The sequence below is a fragment of the Actinoallomurus rhizosphaericola genome (genome assembly GCF_024055675.1).
GTDB lineage: Bacteria > Actinomycetota > Actinomycetes > Streptosporangiales > Streptosporangiaceae > Actinoallomurus > Actinoallomurus soli.
On sequence record NZ_JAMXMW010000018.1, the window covers coordinates 77,511 to 93,579 of the forward strand.

At 72.6% G+C, this 16,069-nt stretch carries 12 protein-coding genes; 10 read left to right on the forward strand and 2 right to left on the reverse strand.

The window, feature by feature from the left end:
• Nucleotides 1–22: 22 nt before the first annotated feature.
• From NE234_RS32825 to NE234_RS32870, 10 genes are all read left to right on the forward strand, one after another.
• Complete coding sequence (locus tag NE234_RS32825; RefSeq protein ID WP_252784764.1) at nt 23–1,039, forward strand: carbohydrate ABC transporter permease; 1,017 nt, start codon at nt 23–25, stop codon at nt 1,037–1,039.
• Nucleotides 1,036–1,905, forward strand: a complete 870-nt coding sequence (locus tag NE234_RS32830) for a carbohydrate ABC transporter permease (protein WP_252784765.1) — start codon at nt 1,036–1,038, stop codon at nt 1,903–1,905. Before NE234_RS32825 ends, NE234_RS32830 begins: the two co-directional genes overlap by 4 nt.
• Nucleotides 1,906–1,945: 40 nt before the next feature.
• Nucleotides 1,946–3,580, forward strand: a complete 1,635-nt coding sequence (locus NE234_RS32835) for a glycoside hydrolase family 13 protein (RefSeq protein ID WP_252784766.1) — start codon at nt 1,946–1,948, stop codon at nt 3,578–3,580.
• Nucleotides 3,581–3,760: 180 nt separating this feature from the next.
• Nucleotides 3,761–6,403 carry a glucosidase family protein gene (locus NE234_RS32840; protein WP_252784767.1) on the forward strand — a complete coding sequence of 881 codons (2,643 nt, stop codon included), beginning with the start codon at nt 3,761–3,763 and terminating at the stop codon, nt 6,401–6,403.
• Nucleotides 6,404–6,474: 71 nt separating this feature from the next.
• Nucleotides 6,475–8,520 (forward strand): glycogen debranching N-terminal domain-containing protein, encoded by a 2,046-nt coding sequence (locus NE234_RS32845; RefSeq protein ID WP_252784768.1) that lies wholly within the window; start codon nt 6,475–6,477, stop codon nt 8,518–8,520.
• Between the two features lie 81 nt (nt 8,521–8,601).
• Nucleotides 8,602–8,805, forward strand: a complete 204-nt coding sequence (locus NE234_RS32850) for a Rossmann-fold NAD(P)-binding domain-containing protein (RefSeq protein ID WP_252784769.1) — start codon at nt 8,602–8,604, stop codon at nt 8,803–8,805.
• A gap of 74 nt (nt 8,806–8,879) precedes the next feature.
• Nucleotides 8,880–10,574, forward strand: a complete 1,695-nt coding sequence (locus NE234_RS32855; RefSeq protein ID WP_252784770.1) for an FUSC family protein — start codon at nt 8,880–8,882, stop codon at nt 10,572–10,574.
• Nucleotides 10,575–10,593: 19 nt separating this feature from the next.
• The gene (locus tag NE234_RS32860; protein WP_252784771.1) at nt 10,594–11,097 is read left to right on the forward strand and encodes a MarR family winged helix-turn-helix transcriptional regulator; all 504 of its coding nucleotides are present in this window, start codon (nt 10,594–10,596) and stop codon (nt 11,095–11,097) included.
• A 113-nt stretch (nt 11,098–11,210) separates the two neighbouring features.
• A complete protein-coding gene (locus tag NE234_RS45560) occupies nt 11,211–12,629 on the forward strand; it encodes a serine hydrolase (protein ID WP_252784772.1) in 1,419 nt (472 codons plus the stop codon).
• Between the two features lie 126 nt (nt 12,630–12,755).
• On the forward strand, nt 12,756–13,433 hold the full coding sequence (locus tag NE234_RS32870) for a hypothetical protein (protein ID WP_252784773.1): 678 nt from the start codon (nt 12,756–12,758) through the stop codon (nt 13,431–13,433).
• Between the two features lie 91 nt (nt 13,434–13,524).
• On the opposite strand, the gene NE234_RS32875 is transcribed toward NE234_RS32870, so the two are convergent.
• The gene (locus NE234_RS32875) at nt 13,525–14,493 is read right to left on the reverse strand and encodes a lysophospholipid acyltransferase family protein (RefSeq protein WP_252784774.1); all 969 of its coding nucleotides are present in this window, start codon (nt 14,491–14,493) and stop codon (nt 13,525–13,527) included.
• Nucleotides 14,490–16,067 (reverse strand): lactate racemase domain-containing protein, encoded by a 1,578-nt coding sequence (locus tag NE234_RS32880; protein WP_252784775.1) that lies wholly within the window; start codon nt 16,065–16,067, stop codon nt 14,490–14,492. The genes NE234_RS32875 and NE234_RS32880 overlap by 4 nt, the downstream gene beginning before the upstream one ends.
• Between the last annotated feature and the right edge of the window lie 2 nt (nt 16,068–16,069).

Here is a 16,069-nt window from a genome sequence, read left to right on the forward strand (position 1 = left end):
CACGGGCCCCGAGGAGGGCTCAATGACTACTACGACCGCCGAACCGGGAACCGTGGCCCCGGTGAAGCAGAAAAAGAAGAGCGACGTCCAGGGCTCGGGTCGCCTGGCCGCCGTCCTGCTCTCGCCGACCTTCCTGGTCCTCGCCCTGGTGGTCGGCTACCCGCTCATCGACGCGCTCCGTGAGTCGCTGTACCAGAAGAACCAGGGACTGGACGCCAACGGGTTCGTCGTCAGCGGGGACAAGTTCGTCGGCCTGAAGAACTACACCGACATCCTCACCGGCGCCAACTCGCACGCTTTCTGGAACGCGTTCTACAACACCACCTTCTTCACCGTGGTCGGCGTCATCATCGAGACGATCCTCGGGGTGGCGATGGCGCTGATCATGCACCAGGCCTTCCGCGGCCGGGGCTTCGTCCGGGCGAGCATTCTGGTGCCCTGGGCGATCCCGACGGCGGTGTCCGCGCTGCTGTGGCGCTGGGTGTTCCAGGCCGACGGCGTGGCCAACGCGATCACCGGTCACCAGATCCTGTGGACCACCGAGGGCTTCCACGCGAAGGTCGCCGTGCTCATCGCCGACACGTGGAAGACCGCGCCGTTCGTCGGCCTGCTCGTCCTCGCCGGCCTCCAGCTGATCCCCGCCGAGGTCTACGAGGCCGCCAAGGTGGACGGGGCCGGCACGTGGTACACGTTCCGCAAGATCACCCTGCCGCTGATCAAGCCGGTGCTGCTCGTCGCCGTGCTGTTCCGGCTGCTCGACGTGCTGCGGTTCTTCGACCTGCCGTTCGTGCTGATCGGCCCGCACAAGGACTCGGTGAACACCCTGTCCATGCTCGCCTACGACGAGGCGAACAACCTGCGGTACGGCCCCGCGGCCGCCTACGCGACGATCCTGTTCGTCTACGTCGCGCTCGTCGCGTACGCCTTCGTCAAGCTGCTCGGCGCCGACATCATCGGCGACGCGCGGGCGCGTAAGAAGTCCACGCCCTCCAAGCGCGCCAAGAAGGGCTCGCGCACCACCCGGGAGGCAACGGCATGACCGCCATTTCCACCGCGAAGTCCGGCCCGCCGAGGCGCCGGAGCTTCAGCGCGGGCAGGGCGCTCTCGTATCTGGGCATGATCGTGGTGGCGCTCTACTGTCTGGCGCCGTTCTACTGGATGGTCGTCTCGGCCTTCCGGCGCCCGGAGGACCAGTTCGACAACTCGCCGATCCCCTCGCCGATCTCGATCAAGAACTTCACGGCGGTGTTCAAGCACGACGTGGGGTTCCAGCGGGCGCTGCTGAACAGCGTGATCGTGGCGGGCGTGACGACGGTGCTCACGCTGGTCGTCGGCACCTTCACGGCGTACGCGCTGGCACGGCTGGACTTCCGGTTCAAGAACATGGTGCTCGGCATCATCGTGGCGACCTCGATGTTCCCGACGATCTCCCTGATCGTTCCCCTGCTGCACCTGTTCACGAACATCAAGTGGATCAACTCCTACCAGTCGATGATCATCCCGAACCTCTCGTTCGTGCTGCCGCTGGCGGTCTGGAACCTCAACGCGTTCTTCCGGCAGATGCCGTTCGAGCTGGAGTACGCGGCGATGGTCGACGGGTGCACCCGCGGCCAGGCCTTCCGGAAGATCATCGTGCCGCTCGCGGCGCCGGGCGTCTTCACCACCGCGATCATCGCGTTCATCGCCGCGTGGAACGAGTTCATGATCGCCTTGAGCATGGTGAACAAGAAGGAGATGCAGACGGCCACCGTGTCGATCTCCAAGTTCACCGGGGCGTACGGTTTCGACCAGCCGTTCGGCACGCAGATGGCGGCCGGCGTCCTCGTCACCGTGCCTCTCGTCATCGTCGTGCTGATCCTCCAGCGCCGCATCATCGCCGGTCTCACCGCCGGTGGCGTGAAGTAGGTTCGCGCGACAACGTCCCCGACCCCCCTGAAGGGAAACCGTGCACGTCAACGCCCCCTGGTGGCGCAGCGCCGTCATCTACCAGATCTACATTCGCAGCTTCGCCGACGCGAACGGTGACGGGATCGGTGACATCGCCGGAATCCGGTCCCGGCTGCCGTACCTGCGCGACCTCGGCGTCGACGCCGTCTGGATCACGCCGTGGTACCCCTCGCCGATGGCCGACGGGGGCTACGACGTGGCGGACTACACCGATATCGATCCGATGTTCGGCACCCTGGCCGACGCGGACGCCCTGATCCGTGACGCACACGACCACGGCATCCGGGTGATCATCGACATCGTTCCCAACCACACCTCCGACCGGCACAAGTGGTTCCAGGCCGCGCTCGCGGCCGGCCCCGGCAGCCCCGAGCGCGACCGGTACGTCTTCCGGACCGGTCGCGGGGCCGACGGCGAGCTGCCGCCGAACGACTGGCGCAGCACGTTCGGCGGCAGCGCCTGGACCCGGCTGCCGGACGGAGAGTGGTACCTCCACCTGTTCGCCCCCGAGCAGCCGGACCTGAACTGGGAGAACCCCGAGGTCCGCGCCGAGTTCGAACGGGTGCTGGCGTTCTGGTTCGACCGCGGCGTCGACGGCTTCCGCATCGACGTCGCGCACGGCCTGATCAAGCAGGACGGGCTGCCGGACCTCGGCGGCGAGGCCGAGGACGTCCTGGAGCCGAGCATGCGGCTCGACCACCCGCACTGGGACCGCGACGGGGTCCACGAGATCTACCGCGGCTGGCGGCGGGTGGCCGACCGCTACGACGGCGACCGCACGTTCGTCGCCGAGGCGTGGGTGGCGACGCCGGAGCGGCTGGCGCGGTACCTGCGCTCCGACGAGCTGCACACCGCGTTCAACTTCGACTACCTGCGGGCCTCCTGGGACGCCCCGAGCCTGCGCGAGGTGATCGACGCGAGCCTGGGAGCGTTCGCCCTGGAGCACGCCCCGGCCACGTGGGTCCTGTCCAACCACGACGTGGTCCGCCACGTCACGCGGTACGGCCGGACCCACACCGGCGGCCGCGGCCCGCAGAGCGACGTCGAGGAGCCCGTCGACCTGGAGCTCGGCACCCGCCGGGCCCGGGCGGCGGCGCTGCTCATGCTGGCCCTGCCCGGCGGCGCGTACGTCTACCAGGGTGAGGAGCTCGGCCTCCCGGAGGTCGAGGACCTGCCCGAGTCCGCGCTGCAGGACCCGGTTTGGGAACGTTCCGGCCACACGTCGCGTGGGCGGGACGGCTGCCGGGTGCCGATTCCGTGGTCCGGGGACACCGAGCCGTACGGATTCGGCCCGGACGGCAGCACCCCCTGGCTGCCGCAGCCGGAGTCCTGGAAGGGCTGCACGGCCGAGGCGGAGGCCGCGGATCCGGCGTCCACGCTGGAGCTGTACCGCGCCGCGCTGCGGCTCCGGCGAGAGCACGCGGCCCTGGGCGACGGCGACCTGACCTGGGACGACGGCGCTCCCGACGGGGTGCTGCGGTTCACTCGCACGCCGGGCTTCGCCTGCGTCGTGAACCTGTCCGGGACGCCGCAGGAGCTCCCCGCCGACGCCGAGGTGCTGCTGGCCAGCGGCCCGCTCGACGGCGGGCTGCTGCCCACGGACACCGCCGCCTGGCTCGCGGTATCCGACTGATGAACGCGCGCCGGTGCCGGGGCGCCGCCGACCGGCGGCGTCCCACCACCGGCGCGCCGTACCCCCCGGAGCCGGCCCGACCGGCCGGCCCGGGGGTCCGTGCACGTTCGGGGGCGATCCACGAGAGGTGATGACATGCGGCTTCCTTCGTCAGAGGAGAGATCCAGAGATGCTGTGCCCATGGTTCGCTCGCTTCGCTCGCTCATGCGAGGACATGTCCTGAGGCCGCTGCCGACGGCGGCGGTCGCGCTCGTACTGGCGGCCGGGACGGTCGCCGCCGCGCGGCCGGCACCGGCGCGCGCGGCCACGAGCCCCGCGGTGTCGGCGGCGCCGGCCGAACTCTCGGAGACGACCCGGCTGCCGGACCGGCGTTCGGTCGTCATCGGGGACCGCTTCTACTCGGTGTCCACCGAGGACGGGCTGTACCCGGCGGCGGGCTGGCACACGACCGGCGAGATGGGCGGGCTCTGGACGCCGCCGCTCAAGCTGCTCGACGGCGTCTGGTTCGGCCTGGACGGCGCGTGGCTCGGCAAGCAGGCCGCCGCGCAGCGCTTCACCAGTGGGCAGGGGTACACCCGGATCGCGTACGCGGCGGCGGACGGGGTGCGCGCCGAGCGCACGGACGTCGCGCCCGACGGCGTACGCGCCGGGCTCATCGGCATCACCCTCAGCTCCGCGTCCCGCAAGACCGTGCGCCTCGACGTGGACGCGCACTCGGAGCTGATGACCGCCTACCCGTGGGGCTCGACGACGCCGAGCCAGCAGGCGATGAACCTTCCGGACACGGGCGCGTACGACAAGGGGACGCTCGTCTTCCGCGAGCAGGGCACCCCGGACGTCCCGAACGCGACCCGGCACGACTACGCCGCGCTCGTCGCCGCCGACCGCGCCCCGGCCGCGCACCAGCTCGGCCCCGACCACCGGGGGCCGCAGGACCCGGCCGTCGTCTGCCCCGCGAGCGGCGACCAGCCGAAGCGCTGCGACGACACCGCGCTCGGCAAGGGCACCGGCGGGCGGCTCTCCTACGACGTCACCGTTCCGGCGGGCGGCAAGGCCACCGTCTGGATCGCGGTCGCCGGCTCGGACCACGGTCTGCCGGAGGCCCGGGACGCGCTGCGCACCGCGCTGCGCGACCCGGCCGGCCTGCTCGCCCGTAAGATCGCCGCGCGCCGCGCCGTCGCCGCGAACACCGTCGTCGACCTGCCCGGCGACCGGCTCCTGCAGCAGAGCGTCGAGTGGAGCAAGCAGAACCTCGCCGACTCCGTGCAGGAGGCCCGCGACCTGAAGATGCGGGTCACCCACGAGGGCAAGGACTATCCGGCGCCCAAGGGCACCGTCGCCAAGGCCCGCTGGCTCGGCGCCGGCTGGCCGGACTACCCGTGGCTGTTCGGCACCGACGGTGAGTACACCGCCTACGCGACCGTGGCGGCGGGGCAGTTCTCCTCGATCGAGGACCACCTGCGGGCCGTCCGTGACACGAGCGACATCGTCAACGACCGCAGCGGCAAGGTGATCCACGAGGTCGTCTCGGACGGCTCGGTCTACTTCGGCGCGAACGGCGAGGCCGGCAACACCGACGAGACCGCGAAGTTCCCCAGCGCGGTCGCGCTGGTGTGGCGCTGGACCGGCGACCGGGCCTTCCTCGACTCGATGTACGACTTCACGAAGCGCAACATGCACTACATCGTGGAGAAGCTGGACGCCGACGGCGACGGCTGGCCGGAGGGCTCCGGCAACGTCGAGCGTCCCGGCATGGGCGTCGAGAAGCTCGACAACGCCGTGTACACCATCCGCGGTCTGCGGGACCTGGCCGACCTGGCCACCGCCGAGGGCGACGGCGCCACCGCCGCCTGGGCGGGCGGGCGCGCGAGCGCGCTGGAGAAGAAGTTCGAGGCGGCCTGGTGGTACGGCGGCGACACCGCCCAGTACGCCGACTCCATCGACCGGCCCGACGACCCGGCGAACGACAACACGAAGATCTTCCAGCGGCACTGGATCGGCGTGACCCCGATGGACGCCGAACTCGTCCGTCCCGGTCAGGTCACCCGTCCGCTCGCCGACGACCAGCACGCCCGGGCGGCGCTGGCCCGGCGCGAGCAGGCCTGCTACACCGGCACCACCGGGCTCTACCACACGGGCACCGGCCCGACCTCGGCCGACGGCGGGAACAAGGGACCGTCCTGTGACGGCGTGGTCTCGTCCGTGCAGAGCGACCGCGAGGTCTTCTCGCTCGGCAACGGGATCATGGCCGTCGCCGAGGGCAACTACGGCCGCCTGGCCCAGCAGCGGACCTACACCACCGACAACGCCCGGATCCAGCTCGACCCGTCGCTGTGGGAGATGCCCGGCGCCATGCCGGAGATCGCGCCGAGCCCGGACTTCGACCCCGCCAACATCGACCGTCCCCTGACCGGGCGTTCGATGGTCCTGCAGGCGTGGGGCGCGTACGGCAACCTGTGGCCGGTCGTCCACCAGCAGCTCGGCGTCTCCCCGGACATGGGCCGGGCGCGGCTGGAGGTCGTCCCGCAGGTGCCGCCGGGCCAGTCCCGCGTCGCCGGACGTCACATCCGGGTCGGCGGCGGCACGGTCGACGTCACCGCCGAGGCCGCGGGCAAGGTGCTGCGCACCACCGTCACCGGCCGGTCCACCCGGGCGAGCCTGCTGATCGGCCAGGTCCTGCCGAGCGGCGCGACGGTCGCGTCGGTGACCCTCGACGGGCACGCCGTGAAGTACCAGGTGTGGAAGACGGCGCGCGGCTCCGAGGTCGTGGCCGACGCCGGATCCGCGGGCGGCACCGCCGTCCTCGCCGTGACCCTTCGCTGATCCCCTGAGGGACGCCCCGCCGGCCCCGGCGGGGCGTCCCTCACCTCTTCTTCACTCCCCCGGAGCTCTGCGTGTCCCAGTCCCTCCACGAGCACCTCACCTGCGTGGCCGCGCCCGCCGTCTGGCTCTCCCCGCCGAGCGGGCAGCTCACCGGCGGCGCCGACGGGCTCTACGTCGCCGACCGCCGTGTCCTGTCACGGCTCGTGCTCACGCTCGACGGCGCCGAGCCCGCGCCCGTCGGCGCGACCATGGCCGGCGCGGACCGGGCCCGCTTCACCGCGGCGTCCGGCGCGCTGACCGTGGAGCGGACCCGTACGGTCGGCCGCGACGGCGGCACCGAGGAGATCCGCGTACGGAACGACGGTGCCGACCCGGTCACGGTGGCCGTCGCGGTCGAGGCGGCCGCGGACCTGGCCGAGATCAGCGACGTCAAGGCCCGGCACGCCGGAGAGCCGGGCCGGGCCGGCGACCGCGACGGCGGGCACGGGACGGACGGGACGCCGCTGCGCGACGGGGTCGCGCACACCGGGCCGGACGGCTACACGGTGCTGCTGACCGGGCGCCTGCGGGCGGAGCCGACCCTGGCGCCGGGGGAGGAGTTCACGACCACGCTGACCGTACGGGCGACGCCACCGCCGGTGGAGGGGTTCCGGCCGCTGCCGCCGGGCGCGCCGCCGCCCTGGTCGGCGACGCCCCTCACCGTTCGCTCCGAGGACCGGCGCCTGGACGCGCTGGTCGGCCAGGGGATCGCCGATCTCGGTGCGCTGCTGCTCGCCGACGAAGGAGACCTGTACTGCGCGGCGGGCAGCCCGTGGTACCTCACGCTCTTCGGCCGCGACTCCCTGTGGAGCGCCCGGCTGGCCCTCCCGCTCGGGTACGAACTCGCCGCCGGGACGCTGCGAACCCTGGCCCGGCACCAGGGCGTCCGCCACGACCCGGAGACCGAGGAGGCGCCCGGCAGGATCCCGCACGAGTTGCGGCCCGCGCACGCCGCGGGGTGGCTGCCGCCGGTGTACTACGGCACGGTCGACGCCACGCCGCTGTTCGTCACCACGCTCGCGGAGGCGTGGCGGTGGGGGATGCCCGAGGCGGAGGTCGCGGCGCTGCTGCCCGCCGCCGAGCGGGCCCTGACCTGGATCGAGGGCTTCGGCGACGCCTTCCTCTCCTACACCGGGTCGCCGGACCGGCTCGTCAACCAGGGCTGGAAGGACTCCACCGACGGCGTCCAGCACGCCGACGGCCGCACGGCGACGCCGCCGGTCGCCCTGTCGGAGGTCCAGGCGTACGCCTACCAGGCCGCCGTGCTCGGCGCCGATCTGCTCGACGCGTTCGGCCGGCCGGGCGGCGAACGCCACCGCGAGTGGGCGGCGGCCCTCGCGGAGCGGTTCCGCGCGCGGTTCTGGGTCGACGGGTACCCGGCGATCGCGCTCGACGGCGGGGGAGAGCCGGTGGACGGCCCGGCCTCCAACATGGGGCACCTCCTGGGCACCGGCCTGCTCACCCCGGCCGAGGAGGATCTGGTCGCGGCCCGTCTCGCCGGGCTGGACTCCGGCTGGGGGCTGCGGACGCTGGGCACGGCCTCGGCGGGCTTCGACCCGCTGTCGTACCACCTCGGCTCGGTCTGGCCGCACGACACCGTGATCGCCGTGCTCGGCCTCGTACGGTCCGGTCATCCCGACGTCGCCGGGAGCCTGGCGCGCGGCCTGATCGCCGCCGCCCCGAGCTTCGGTCACCGGCTGCCCGAGCTGTTCGGCGGCCAGGCCGCCCCGCCGGGCCACGGGTCGCACGCCGAGCGGAGCCACCGGACGGTCGAGGACTCGGGGCACAGCGGCCCGGCCGGCCGGACGGGCGACGCGGCGGTGGGCCCCGTGCCGTACCCGGCCGCGTGCTCGCCGCAGGCGTGGGCCGCCGCGGTCTCGCCGGCCCTGGTCACCGCGCTGCTCGGGCTCGACGTCGACGTGCCGGCCGGCCGGCTGGCCGTGTCCCCGGTCCCCGGCATCGGACCGCTGTCCGTGAGCAACGTCCGCGTCGGCGCCGCGACCGTCTCGATCGACGTCGACCCTCAGGGCGCCGTGTCGCTCATCGGCGTGCCGCCCGGGCTGACCGTGGACCTCTGAGCCGCCGCGTCGCGCGGAGCCGGAAGGCACGCCCGCGCTGACGCCGGACCGCGGAGCCTCCCCGTCGGGGAGATCGCCGCCATGGCGGGATACCGGTACGCGGAGACCACTCCGGCCGAGTTCGCCGCCACACTGCTGCGGCGCGGCGAGGAGCCGTGGTGGGCCTACGCCTACACCGGCATGCTCGAGTCCATGCGGCAGGGCCGGTGGGCCAAGGCGCCGGGCGCGGTCACCGAGCTGACCGGCCGCCCGCCGATCTCCATCGGGGAGTTGCTGGGCGGGTGACGCTCTCCGCCCGGAACCCGCCGGGCGGGTGCGGAGAAAATATTTACGAGTGAAATACCTGTTAAGCTTCTCGCGTGGATCGACAGGGGACGGACGGGAGGCGGCTGCTGTCGCTGCGGGGCGTGTTGCGGGTCGGCCGGGGCGGCGACATCTGGCGCAAGGTGGCGTTGAGCGTGGTGACGGCCCTCGCCGTTCCGGACTTCACGCTCCTCGCCCTCGGCCGGCTCGACCTGGTCCTCTACACCTCCGGCGGGGCGATGTGCGCGCTGTACGCCCACGGCCGGCCGTACGCCGCCCGCTCCCGCACTCTGCTGTGGGTCGTGCTCGGCATGCTCGGGAGCATGGCCGTCGCGCTGCTCACCTCCGCGTCGACCGAGTCGGTGGTGATCCGGGTCGCGGTGGCCGCCCTCCTCGCGGCCGCGCACAAGGTGGTCTGCGACGCCGTCCGCATCGGCCCGCCCGGGAATCTGGTCTTCACGTTCATCGCCGCGAGCTGCGCGTTCGTGCCGCAGCGGCTCGGTGACGTCCCCGCCCATGTGGGGCTGGGCCTGCTCGGCGGCTGCGTGGCCTGGCTGGTGTGCATGGCGCCGGCGCTGGTCCGCCCGGACGGCCCGGAGCGCGTCGCCGTCGCCCGTGCCCTCGACGCGGCGGCCCGGCTCCTCCGCGCCGCGCCCGGGCAGACGGCGCGGGCCCGCCATGACGCCGCCGCCGCGGCGAACGCCGCGTGGCACACCCTGGCCCTCGTGCCCGCCCGTAAGCCCGGACGGGGCTCCGCCCGTAAGCCTGGCCGGGGCGCGACCCGCGCGACGCTGGAGCGCTTCGTCGCCCGCGCCGAGTCCGCCCTCGCGGCCGGGCCGGGACACGCCGAGGAGGCCGACCGGCTCACCCGGTGGGCCCGTGACCTGCGCCGCGGCCGGACTCCGGTGATGCCCGCGCCGAGTCCCGCCGAGGCGGGCGAGCTGGTCGGGCTCGCGGTCGAACGGGCCCAGGGTTCCCGGCGCCTCCTGCGCGCGCTGCGGCCCGGTTCGCCGGTCATCCCGATCGGCGCGCGGGTGGCCGTCGGCGCCGCCCTCGCCGGGTGGTGCTCGGCCGCCCTCGGCGTGGGCCGCCCCTACTGGGCGGTGGTCACCGCCGCCGCCGTCTTCCAGGCGAACCTGTCGCTCACCTGGCAGCGCGCCGTGCAGCGGGTGCTCGGCAACCTGGTCGGCCTGCTGGTCTTCACGGCGGTCCTGCCGCTGACCCGCACCGCCCAGGTGGCGCTCGTGGTGACCGCGCTGGCCTTCCAGTTCGGCGCCGAGGCGCTGATCGGCCGCAACTACTGGCTCGGGACGGTCTGCGTCACGCCGATGGCGCTGCTCGTCGTCGAGTTCGCCGGGGCACGGCCCGCCGGACGGCTCATCGCCGACCGCTGGCTCGACACCTGCGTGGGCGCGGTCGTCGGCCTGCTCGGCTGCTTCCTGATCGCCGACCGCCGGGCCGGGCACCGGATCGACGAGCTCCTGGACCGGGTCGTCCTCGCGGACGCCACCGCCCGTGCCCTGCTCGGCACGGCCTGGGGCATGGACCCGCGCGACCTGGCCACGGCCCGGGACCGCCTGGTGGCGTCGCTGGTGGAGCTGCGCGAGGCGGTCGACGCCGTGAACGGGGAGTGGTGGCGGCACCCGCTCCCGGAGGAGCGGATCGCGTCGGCCGAGCGGGAGGGGCACCGGACGCTCGCCCGTACGGCACTGCGCCTGTCGACGCCGGTCGCCACGGCACTCGCCTCCTGACCGGGGAAGGAGTAAGGACATGGAGGACGCGGTCGCCGAGGTCCTGCGCCAGTGGCAGCGGGTCCATCCCGACCTGGACACCCTCCCGATCGCGGTGATCGGCAGGCTCACCCGCTGCGCGACGCTGCTCCAGCAGGCGGCGGACGCCCCGCTGACCCGTGAGGGGCTCGCCCGTCCGGAGTTCGACCTGCTCGGCGCGCTGCAGCGGGTCGGCCGCGAGCTGACCCCGACACAACTCGCGCGGGAGACGTTCTCCTCGGGCGCCGCCGTCACCAAGCGCCTGCGCCGCCTGGAGGAGCGGGGACTGGTCGAGCGCCGCGCCGACGAGCGCGACCGCCGGGTCGCCCACCTGTCCCTCACCGAGGAGGGCCGGCGGCTCATCGCCCGCCTCGTTCCCGAACAGGTCGGCTATGAGGCCTCCCTGCTCTCCGCGCTCGGGGTGGACCGGCAGCGGGAGCTGGCCGACGTCCTGAGCGAGCTGCTCGTCCTCCTCGAAGGCCGTCTCGGCGGCCTGCCGATCTGACCTGCCCGGATGCCTCCGCTCCCGGCGTGGACGCCGCGCCGGCGCGCGCGAGTTCGTCACCGTTCTGTGACAAAGGTGGCATCCAAGATCATCTTTCGGTCTACGCTGGCGCGGTGATCTCACTTCGAATCCGACAAGGCCGTCAAGCCGTGGTCGCGCTCGGCGGCGCCGCGGTGCTGCTGGCCACCCTGGGCCGGCCGGCGCACGCGGCCACGCACCCGTCCGACGCGCTCGCCCAGCGACTCCAGCAGACCATGGCCGGGCTGAACTTCGGCGACCTCATCGACACCACCCCGCCCGGATCGGCCCAGGCCCGCGCCCTCGCCGCCCAGCCGGAGACCGAGTCGGGCCTCCCGGACCACGCTCCCGCGCTCAAGGCCGCCGCCGGCACGACGATCCACCAGCAGCCGCAGGTCGACGTCACCGTCATCGAGCTGGACAAGAAGGGACGGCCGGTCTCCTCGGGCACCGTCCTGATGAGCCCGCAGTACAAGAACGGCGTCGTCGTTCCGGTGGACAGGAACCTCCGCACCACCGCCGTGCGGTACCGCCTGTGGGACGACAACGAGTGGGACGCCAACGGCGGCCAGGGCACGATCGACACCGTGCCGGGCCGCGAGAACGCGCCCATCGACTTCATGGAGCCCTACCCGGCGTCGATCATCAAGCTGACGGTCGGCTTCGGGATCCTGCAGCTGGTGGACAAGGGCGTCATCAAGCTGAGCGACACCTACGCCTACACGCCGACGAAGCCCTCCGACCGCTGCGAGGGCGCGACCACCCGGACCATCGGCGAGTACTTCGACCGGATGATCACCATCTCCGACAACGGCGCGACGTGCTCGCTGATCAAGGTGATGCACGAGCACGGCGGGGTCGACTGGCTCAACCAGCGGTTCCAGGACCTCGGCCTGGACATGCTCCAGCTCAAGGGCACGGACCCGGCCAACGGCGACTGGTCCCCGCAGGTCACCATGTCGTCGCTGGACACCGCCAAGCTGCTGATGCTCATCAACGGGGTTCCCGGCAAGGCGTGGACCGCTCCGAACGGCAAGCCGGTCACCAGCGACGTCCTCAGCAGGTCCTCCCGCGAGTACTTCCTGAAGGAACTCGGCGACCAGGGCTGGAACAACGTCCTGTCGACGACCAACTACTGCGGCTACAGCTACCCGACCCAGGGCATGCCGCAGCGGATCTCGCAGCGGTGGATCGGCCCCGACGGGACCGTGACGGTCAACCAGGACCCGACCGACGGGAAGTACCTCTACCCGGTGCAGCCCTGCCAGGACGCCGCGGAGGTGACGTTCGCCCACAAGACGGGGCTGACGGCGGTCGCGGCCGGTGACGCGGGCATCGTGCACTCCCTGCCCGGCAAGGCGAAGCGCGACTACATCATCGTCGCGTTCAGCAACCTCGGCTGGCGCTACCAGGACACGAACCGTCCGAACCCGGGCGTCCAGCCCGCCGTGAACCGCACCGAGAAGTTCGCCAAGCTCGGCCGCGCGATGGACGACTACGAGGCGGGGCGGTAACCGTACCTCCACAGAGGTCGAGCCCGGGCGGCACGGGCGAGATCCTCAGGACGAGGAAGGGCCGGACACCCGGCCCCTCCTCGTCGCACGGGGACGCGTGGCACGGACGCCACGGAGGGGGAGCCGATGGATGAGGTCCGGCTGGTTCCGGTGGTCGAGGCGTACACGGGCGTGCTCGACGACGTCGATCTCGGTCCGATCAATGAGGCGCGGTGGGACGCGTACTGCCGGGAGCGGATCGTCGCGGCCGGTCTGCCCGCGCCGGTGGCGGCGCATCCCTGGCTGGTGCCCGCCGCCGGCCTGCGGGGAGCCGGCCTGGCCCGGCTCGTCCGCGCGGCCTCGTTCACGGACGGGCCGGACGACGACGTGCTGCTCGACCGGCTCCGCGACCCGGCGACGCGGCAGGACACGCTGGAGGAGGTTCCGGTGCTGTCGGGAGGCTACGTGCTGGAGACCCGCGAAGGCCGGTGTCTCGCGCTCCCCGGCTGCTGCGGAGACCTCGGGAACCTCGACGAGTGGCGGACGGCCGTCCGGCACGACGCCGCGGCGCCCGCAACGCTGTGGATCGGTCATCCGTGGCTGCTGGTCGGCGGCGACGGGCCCGTGCTGACGCTGAGCGGACCCACCGAGGACGGCGCGGCCCCCGCGCCGGTGGTCGCTCAGGTCTCGCGGGACGCGCTCGCCGCGGCGGTCGTCACGGCGGAACGGGACGTCGCGGGCTTCGCCGAACGGCTCCGCGCCGTCTGCGCGGACCTCGTGGGCACGGACGTGGCCCCGCTCATGGCAGGCGCGCTCCTCGGGTGAGCGCAGTGCGACGAGGAGCGTCTTCTGGAACGAGCGAGCCCCGGGTCACTCGGTACGGCGTGACCCGGGGCTCGTGAGGCGCGATCGACGGTCAGTTGCGCCAGACGCGGCGGCGACGGCTGGTGAGGGGCTCGGTCGAGGCCCAGATCCGGCGCCAGTCGGCGGTCTCGGCGGCCTTCTCGCCGTCCTCGCGGACCGCGCCGGGACGGGTCGGCTGGGAGCCGCCCGGGACCTCGAGGCGGTCGTCGGCCGCGTGGCGCAGCGCGTCGTACCAGCCCAGGTCCTCCTCGGCCGCGAGCGCGGCGACCGCCTTGGCCATCCGCGCGCGGAACGCCCGGACGTCCTCACCCTCCTCGGGAACGAGGGGACGGCCGTACCGGACGGTGACGCGCGGCTTGCCCGGCTGCGGCCAGTTGCGCCCGCGCGGCATCGCGGCGTACGAGCCCCGGATCGCGATCGGCACGCACGGGATGCGCTTGGAGACGCACAGCACCGCCGCGCCGAGCTTGAAGGGGTTCATCCAGCCGTCCTCCGACCGGGTGCCCTCCGGGTACAGCAGCAGGCTCCAGCCGTCGTCGACCAGGTCGAGGGCCAGGCTGCGCAGCCGCTTCGAACCGTACCGCTCCACGGGGAAGGCGTTGAAGAACACCGCCGTCAGCGTCGCGCGCCAGCGTACGTCGAAGAAGTAGTCCGACGCGGCGCCGACGGCGACGCGGTTGGCGAACCGCTCCGGCAGCGAGCCGAGGATCAGCGGGGTGTCCAGGTGGCTGGAGTGGTTCGCCACGAACACCACCGGACCGCGCACGCCGTCGAGGTACTCCGTGCCCTCGATGACCGGGGTGATCTGCCGCCACGCGACGGGCTTCAGCAGTCCCTTGCGCAGCACGGACCGCGCCGCGACCGCGAACGGCGTGCGCGCCCACGCGGTCGGGAAGACCTTCTCCTCCGGCTCGACGACGTGCGGCTCAGCCGAGCGGGGCACCGTGGAGCGCCCGCGCCAGTCCCGCCCGTGCCGCAGCAGGCGGAGCTCCCCGCGAATGCTCGTCCGCTTCCGGCTCATCGCACGTCCGCCAAAGCCAGCGGCGGGGCGTGGAGGTAGGAGATCGACGGGCTGCCGCCGACGGTGTCCTTGGCCATCTCCAGCGCGTCGGCGAGGGTCGTCGCCGAACGGAAGCCCATCCGCGCGGTGGTCTTGCGGTTGCCCCCGACGAAGATGACGTCGCCGAGGTGCTCCAGCGCGTGCGCCCCCCAGTACCACATGTAGAACGGGTGGACGCCGTGGTAGGCGTAGCTGTTGCGGTACAGCTGGATGTACCACGGGTCCGTGGCGAACTGCTCCTCGTACTTCGTCTCCAGGAGCACCGGGTCGGTGCTCTCGGTGAGGATCTCCTCGAAGAAGTCGATGTAGCTCGGGTGGTGCACCGGGTGGAACTCGTTCGGCACCGGGTGGTAGAAGATCGCCACGCCGCCCTGCCGGACGATCGGCTTGTTCATGTACAGGTTGAAGAAGTAGCCGAGCCCGAGCGACATCACCAGGATCGGGTTCATCACCGAGTTGACGTTGTACGGGCAGATGTACGGCAGCCCGTAGATCGCGATGTCGGACTGGCCGTTCACCTCGGTGCGCTGCTGCCGGTGGACGTTCTGCAGCGTCAGCGGGTGCACCTCGGACTGCAGGCCGGCGTGCACGCCGGTCACGCCGTACGGCGCGGCGGTGTTCTGCCAGATGCGCCGCCGCGTCTTCTTCGGCATCAGCTCGTTGGCCCGCTTGACCCCGAGGTAGGTCGCCTGGTCGCGGACGTTCCACTCCCACTCGCGCTTGTTGAGGAAGCCCATCGAGGAGGGGAAGGTGTCGTTGTTGAGCGTCGTCTCGATCGTGAAGACCTTGACGTGCTCATCGATCAGGCCCTTCATCCGCTCGTACGAGTGGTGCATCGCGGAGTTCGGCGGGTCGTTGAAGGAGTTGGAGTGCCGCAGCGTGTGCACGTTGTGGTGGTGCCGCAGGCTGCGGTAGCTCGCCAGGCCGACCGACACGGACTTCGCGCCGCCGCTCATCGCGGTCAGCGTGATGTTCACGTAGACGATCAGGTCGCTCTCGGCGGCGCGCCGGTTGATCTCGACGTCCTCCCCGTGGCGCGTCTTGCCCATGTGGAGGAGGTTGTCGCGGTCCTCGGCGTCGTGGTTCTTCAGGTGCTCGGGGAAGAACGCGCGGAACACCCGGTCGCCGACGGTGCGCCGCAACTCCGCCGGGGTCATCCGGCGGTGGAGGGCGTTGGCCGCGATCAGCTCGACGTCGTCGACGCCCTTGGCCGCCGCCATCTCCAGCACCTGCTCGATGATGCGCTGGCGCACGTCCGGGGTCTGCATCTGCGGCAGCGGCAGCGACAGGTCGTCGAAGACGATCGTGAGCCGCATACCGGGGCGCAGCAGCTCCGGGAGCGGCTCGGTGCCGTGCGGGTGCAGCAGCGCGTTGCGGATCGCGGCGTCGACGTCGCGGATGCCGGGCAGGGAGTCCGGCGGATAGATGACCTTGGACCCGAGCGGCAGCCGCTCCAGCCGGAAGCCCTCGCCCTGGTGCACGACGAGCGGCGGCGTCCGCTCATCCACATCGAGTACGAAGCCTGGTCTGCTCACTC

Coding starts and splice junctions, on each gene's coding strand:
- NE234_RS32830 (WP_252784765.1), top strand. CDS start 1,036: ATGACCGCCATTTCCACCGCGAAGTCCGGCCCGCCGAGGCGCCGGAGC.
- NE234_RS32825 (WP_252784764.1), top strand. CDS start 23: ATGACTACTACGACCGCCGAACCGGGAACCGTGGCCCCGGTGAAGCAG.
- NE234_RS32850 (WP_252784769.1), top strand. CDS start 8,602: ATGGCGGGATACCGGTACGCGGAGACCACTCCGGCCGAGTTCGCCGCC.
- NE234_RS32870 (WP_252784773.1), top strand. CDS start 12,756: ATGGATGAGGTCCGGCTGGTTCCGGTGGTCGAGGCGTACACGGGCGTG.
- NE234_RS32840 (WP_252784767.1), top strand. CDS start 3,761: ATGGTTCGCTCGCTTCGCTCGCTCATGCGAGGACATGTCCTGAGGCCG.
- NE234_RS32860 (WP_252784771.1), top strand. CDS start 10,594: ATGGAGGACGCGGTCGCCGAGGTCCTGCGCCAGTGGCAGCGGGTCCAT.
- NE234_RS32875 (WP_252784774.1), bottom strand. CDS start 14,493: ATGAGCCGGAAGCGGACGAGCATTCGCGGGGAGCTCCGCCTGCTGCGG.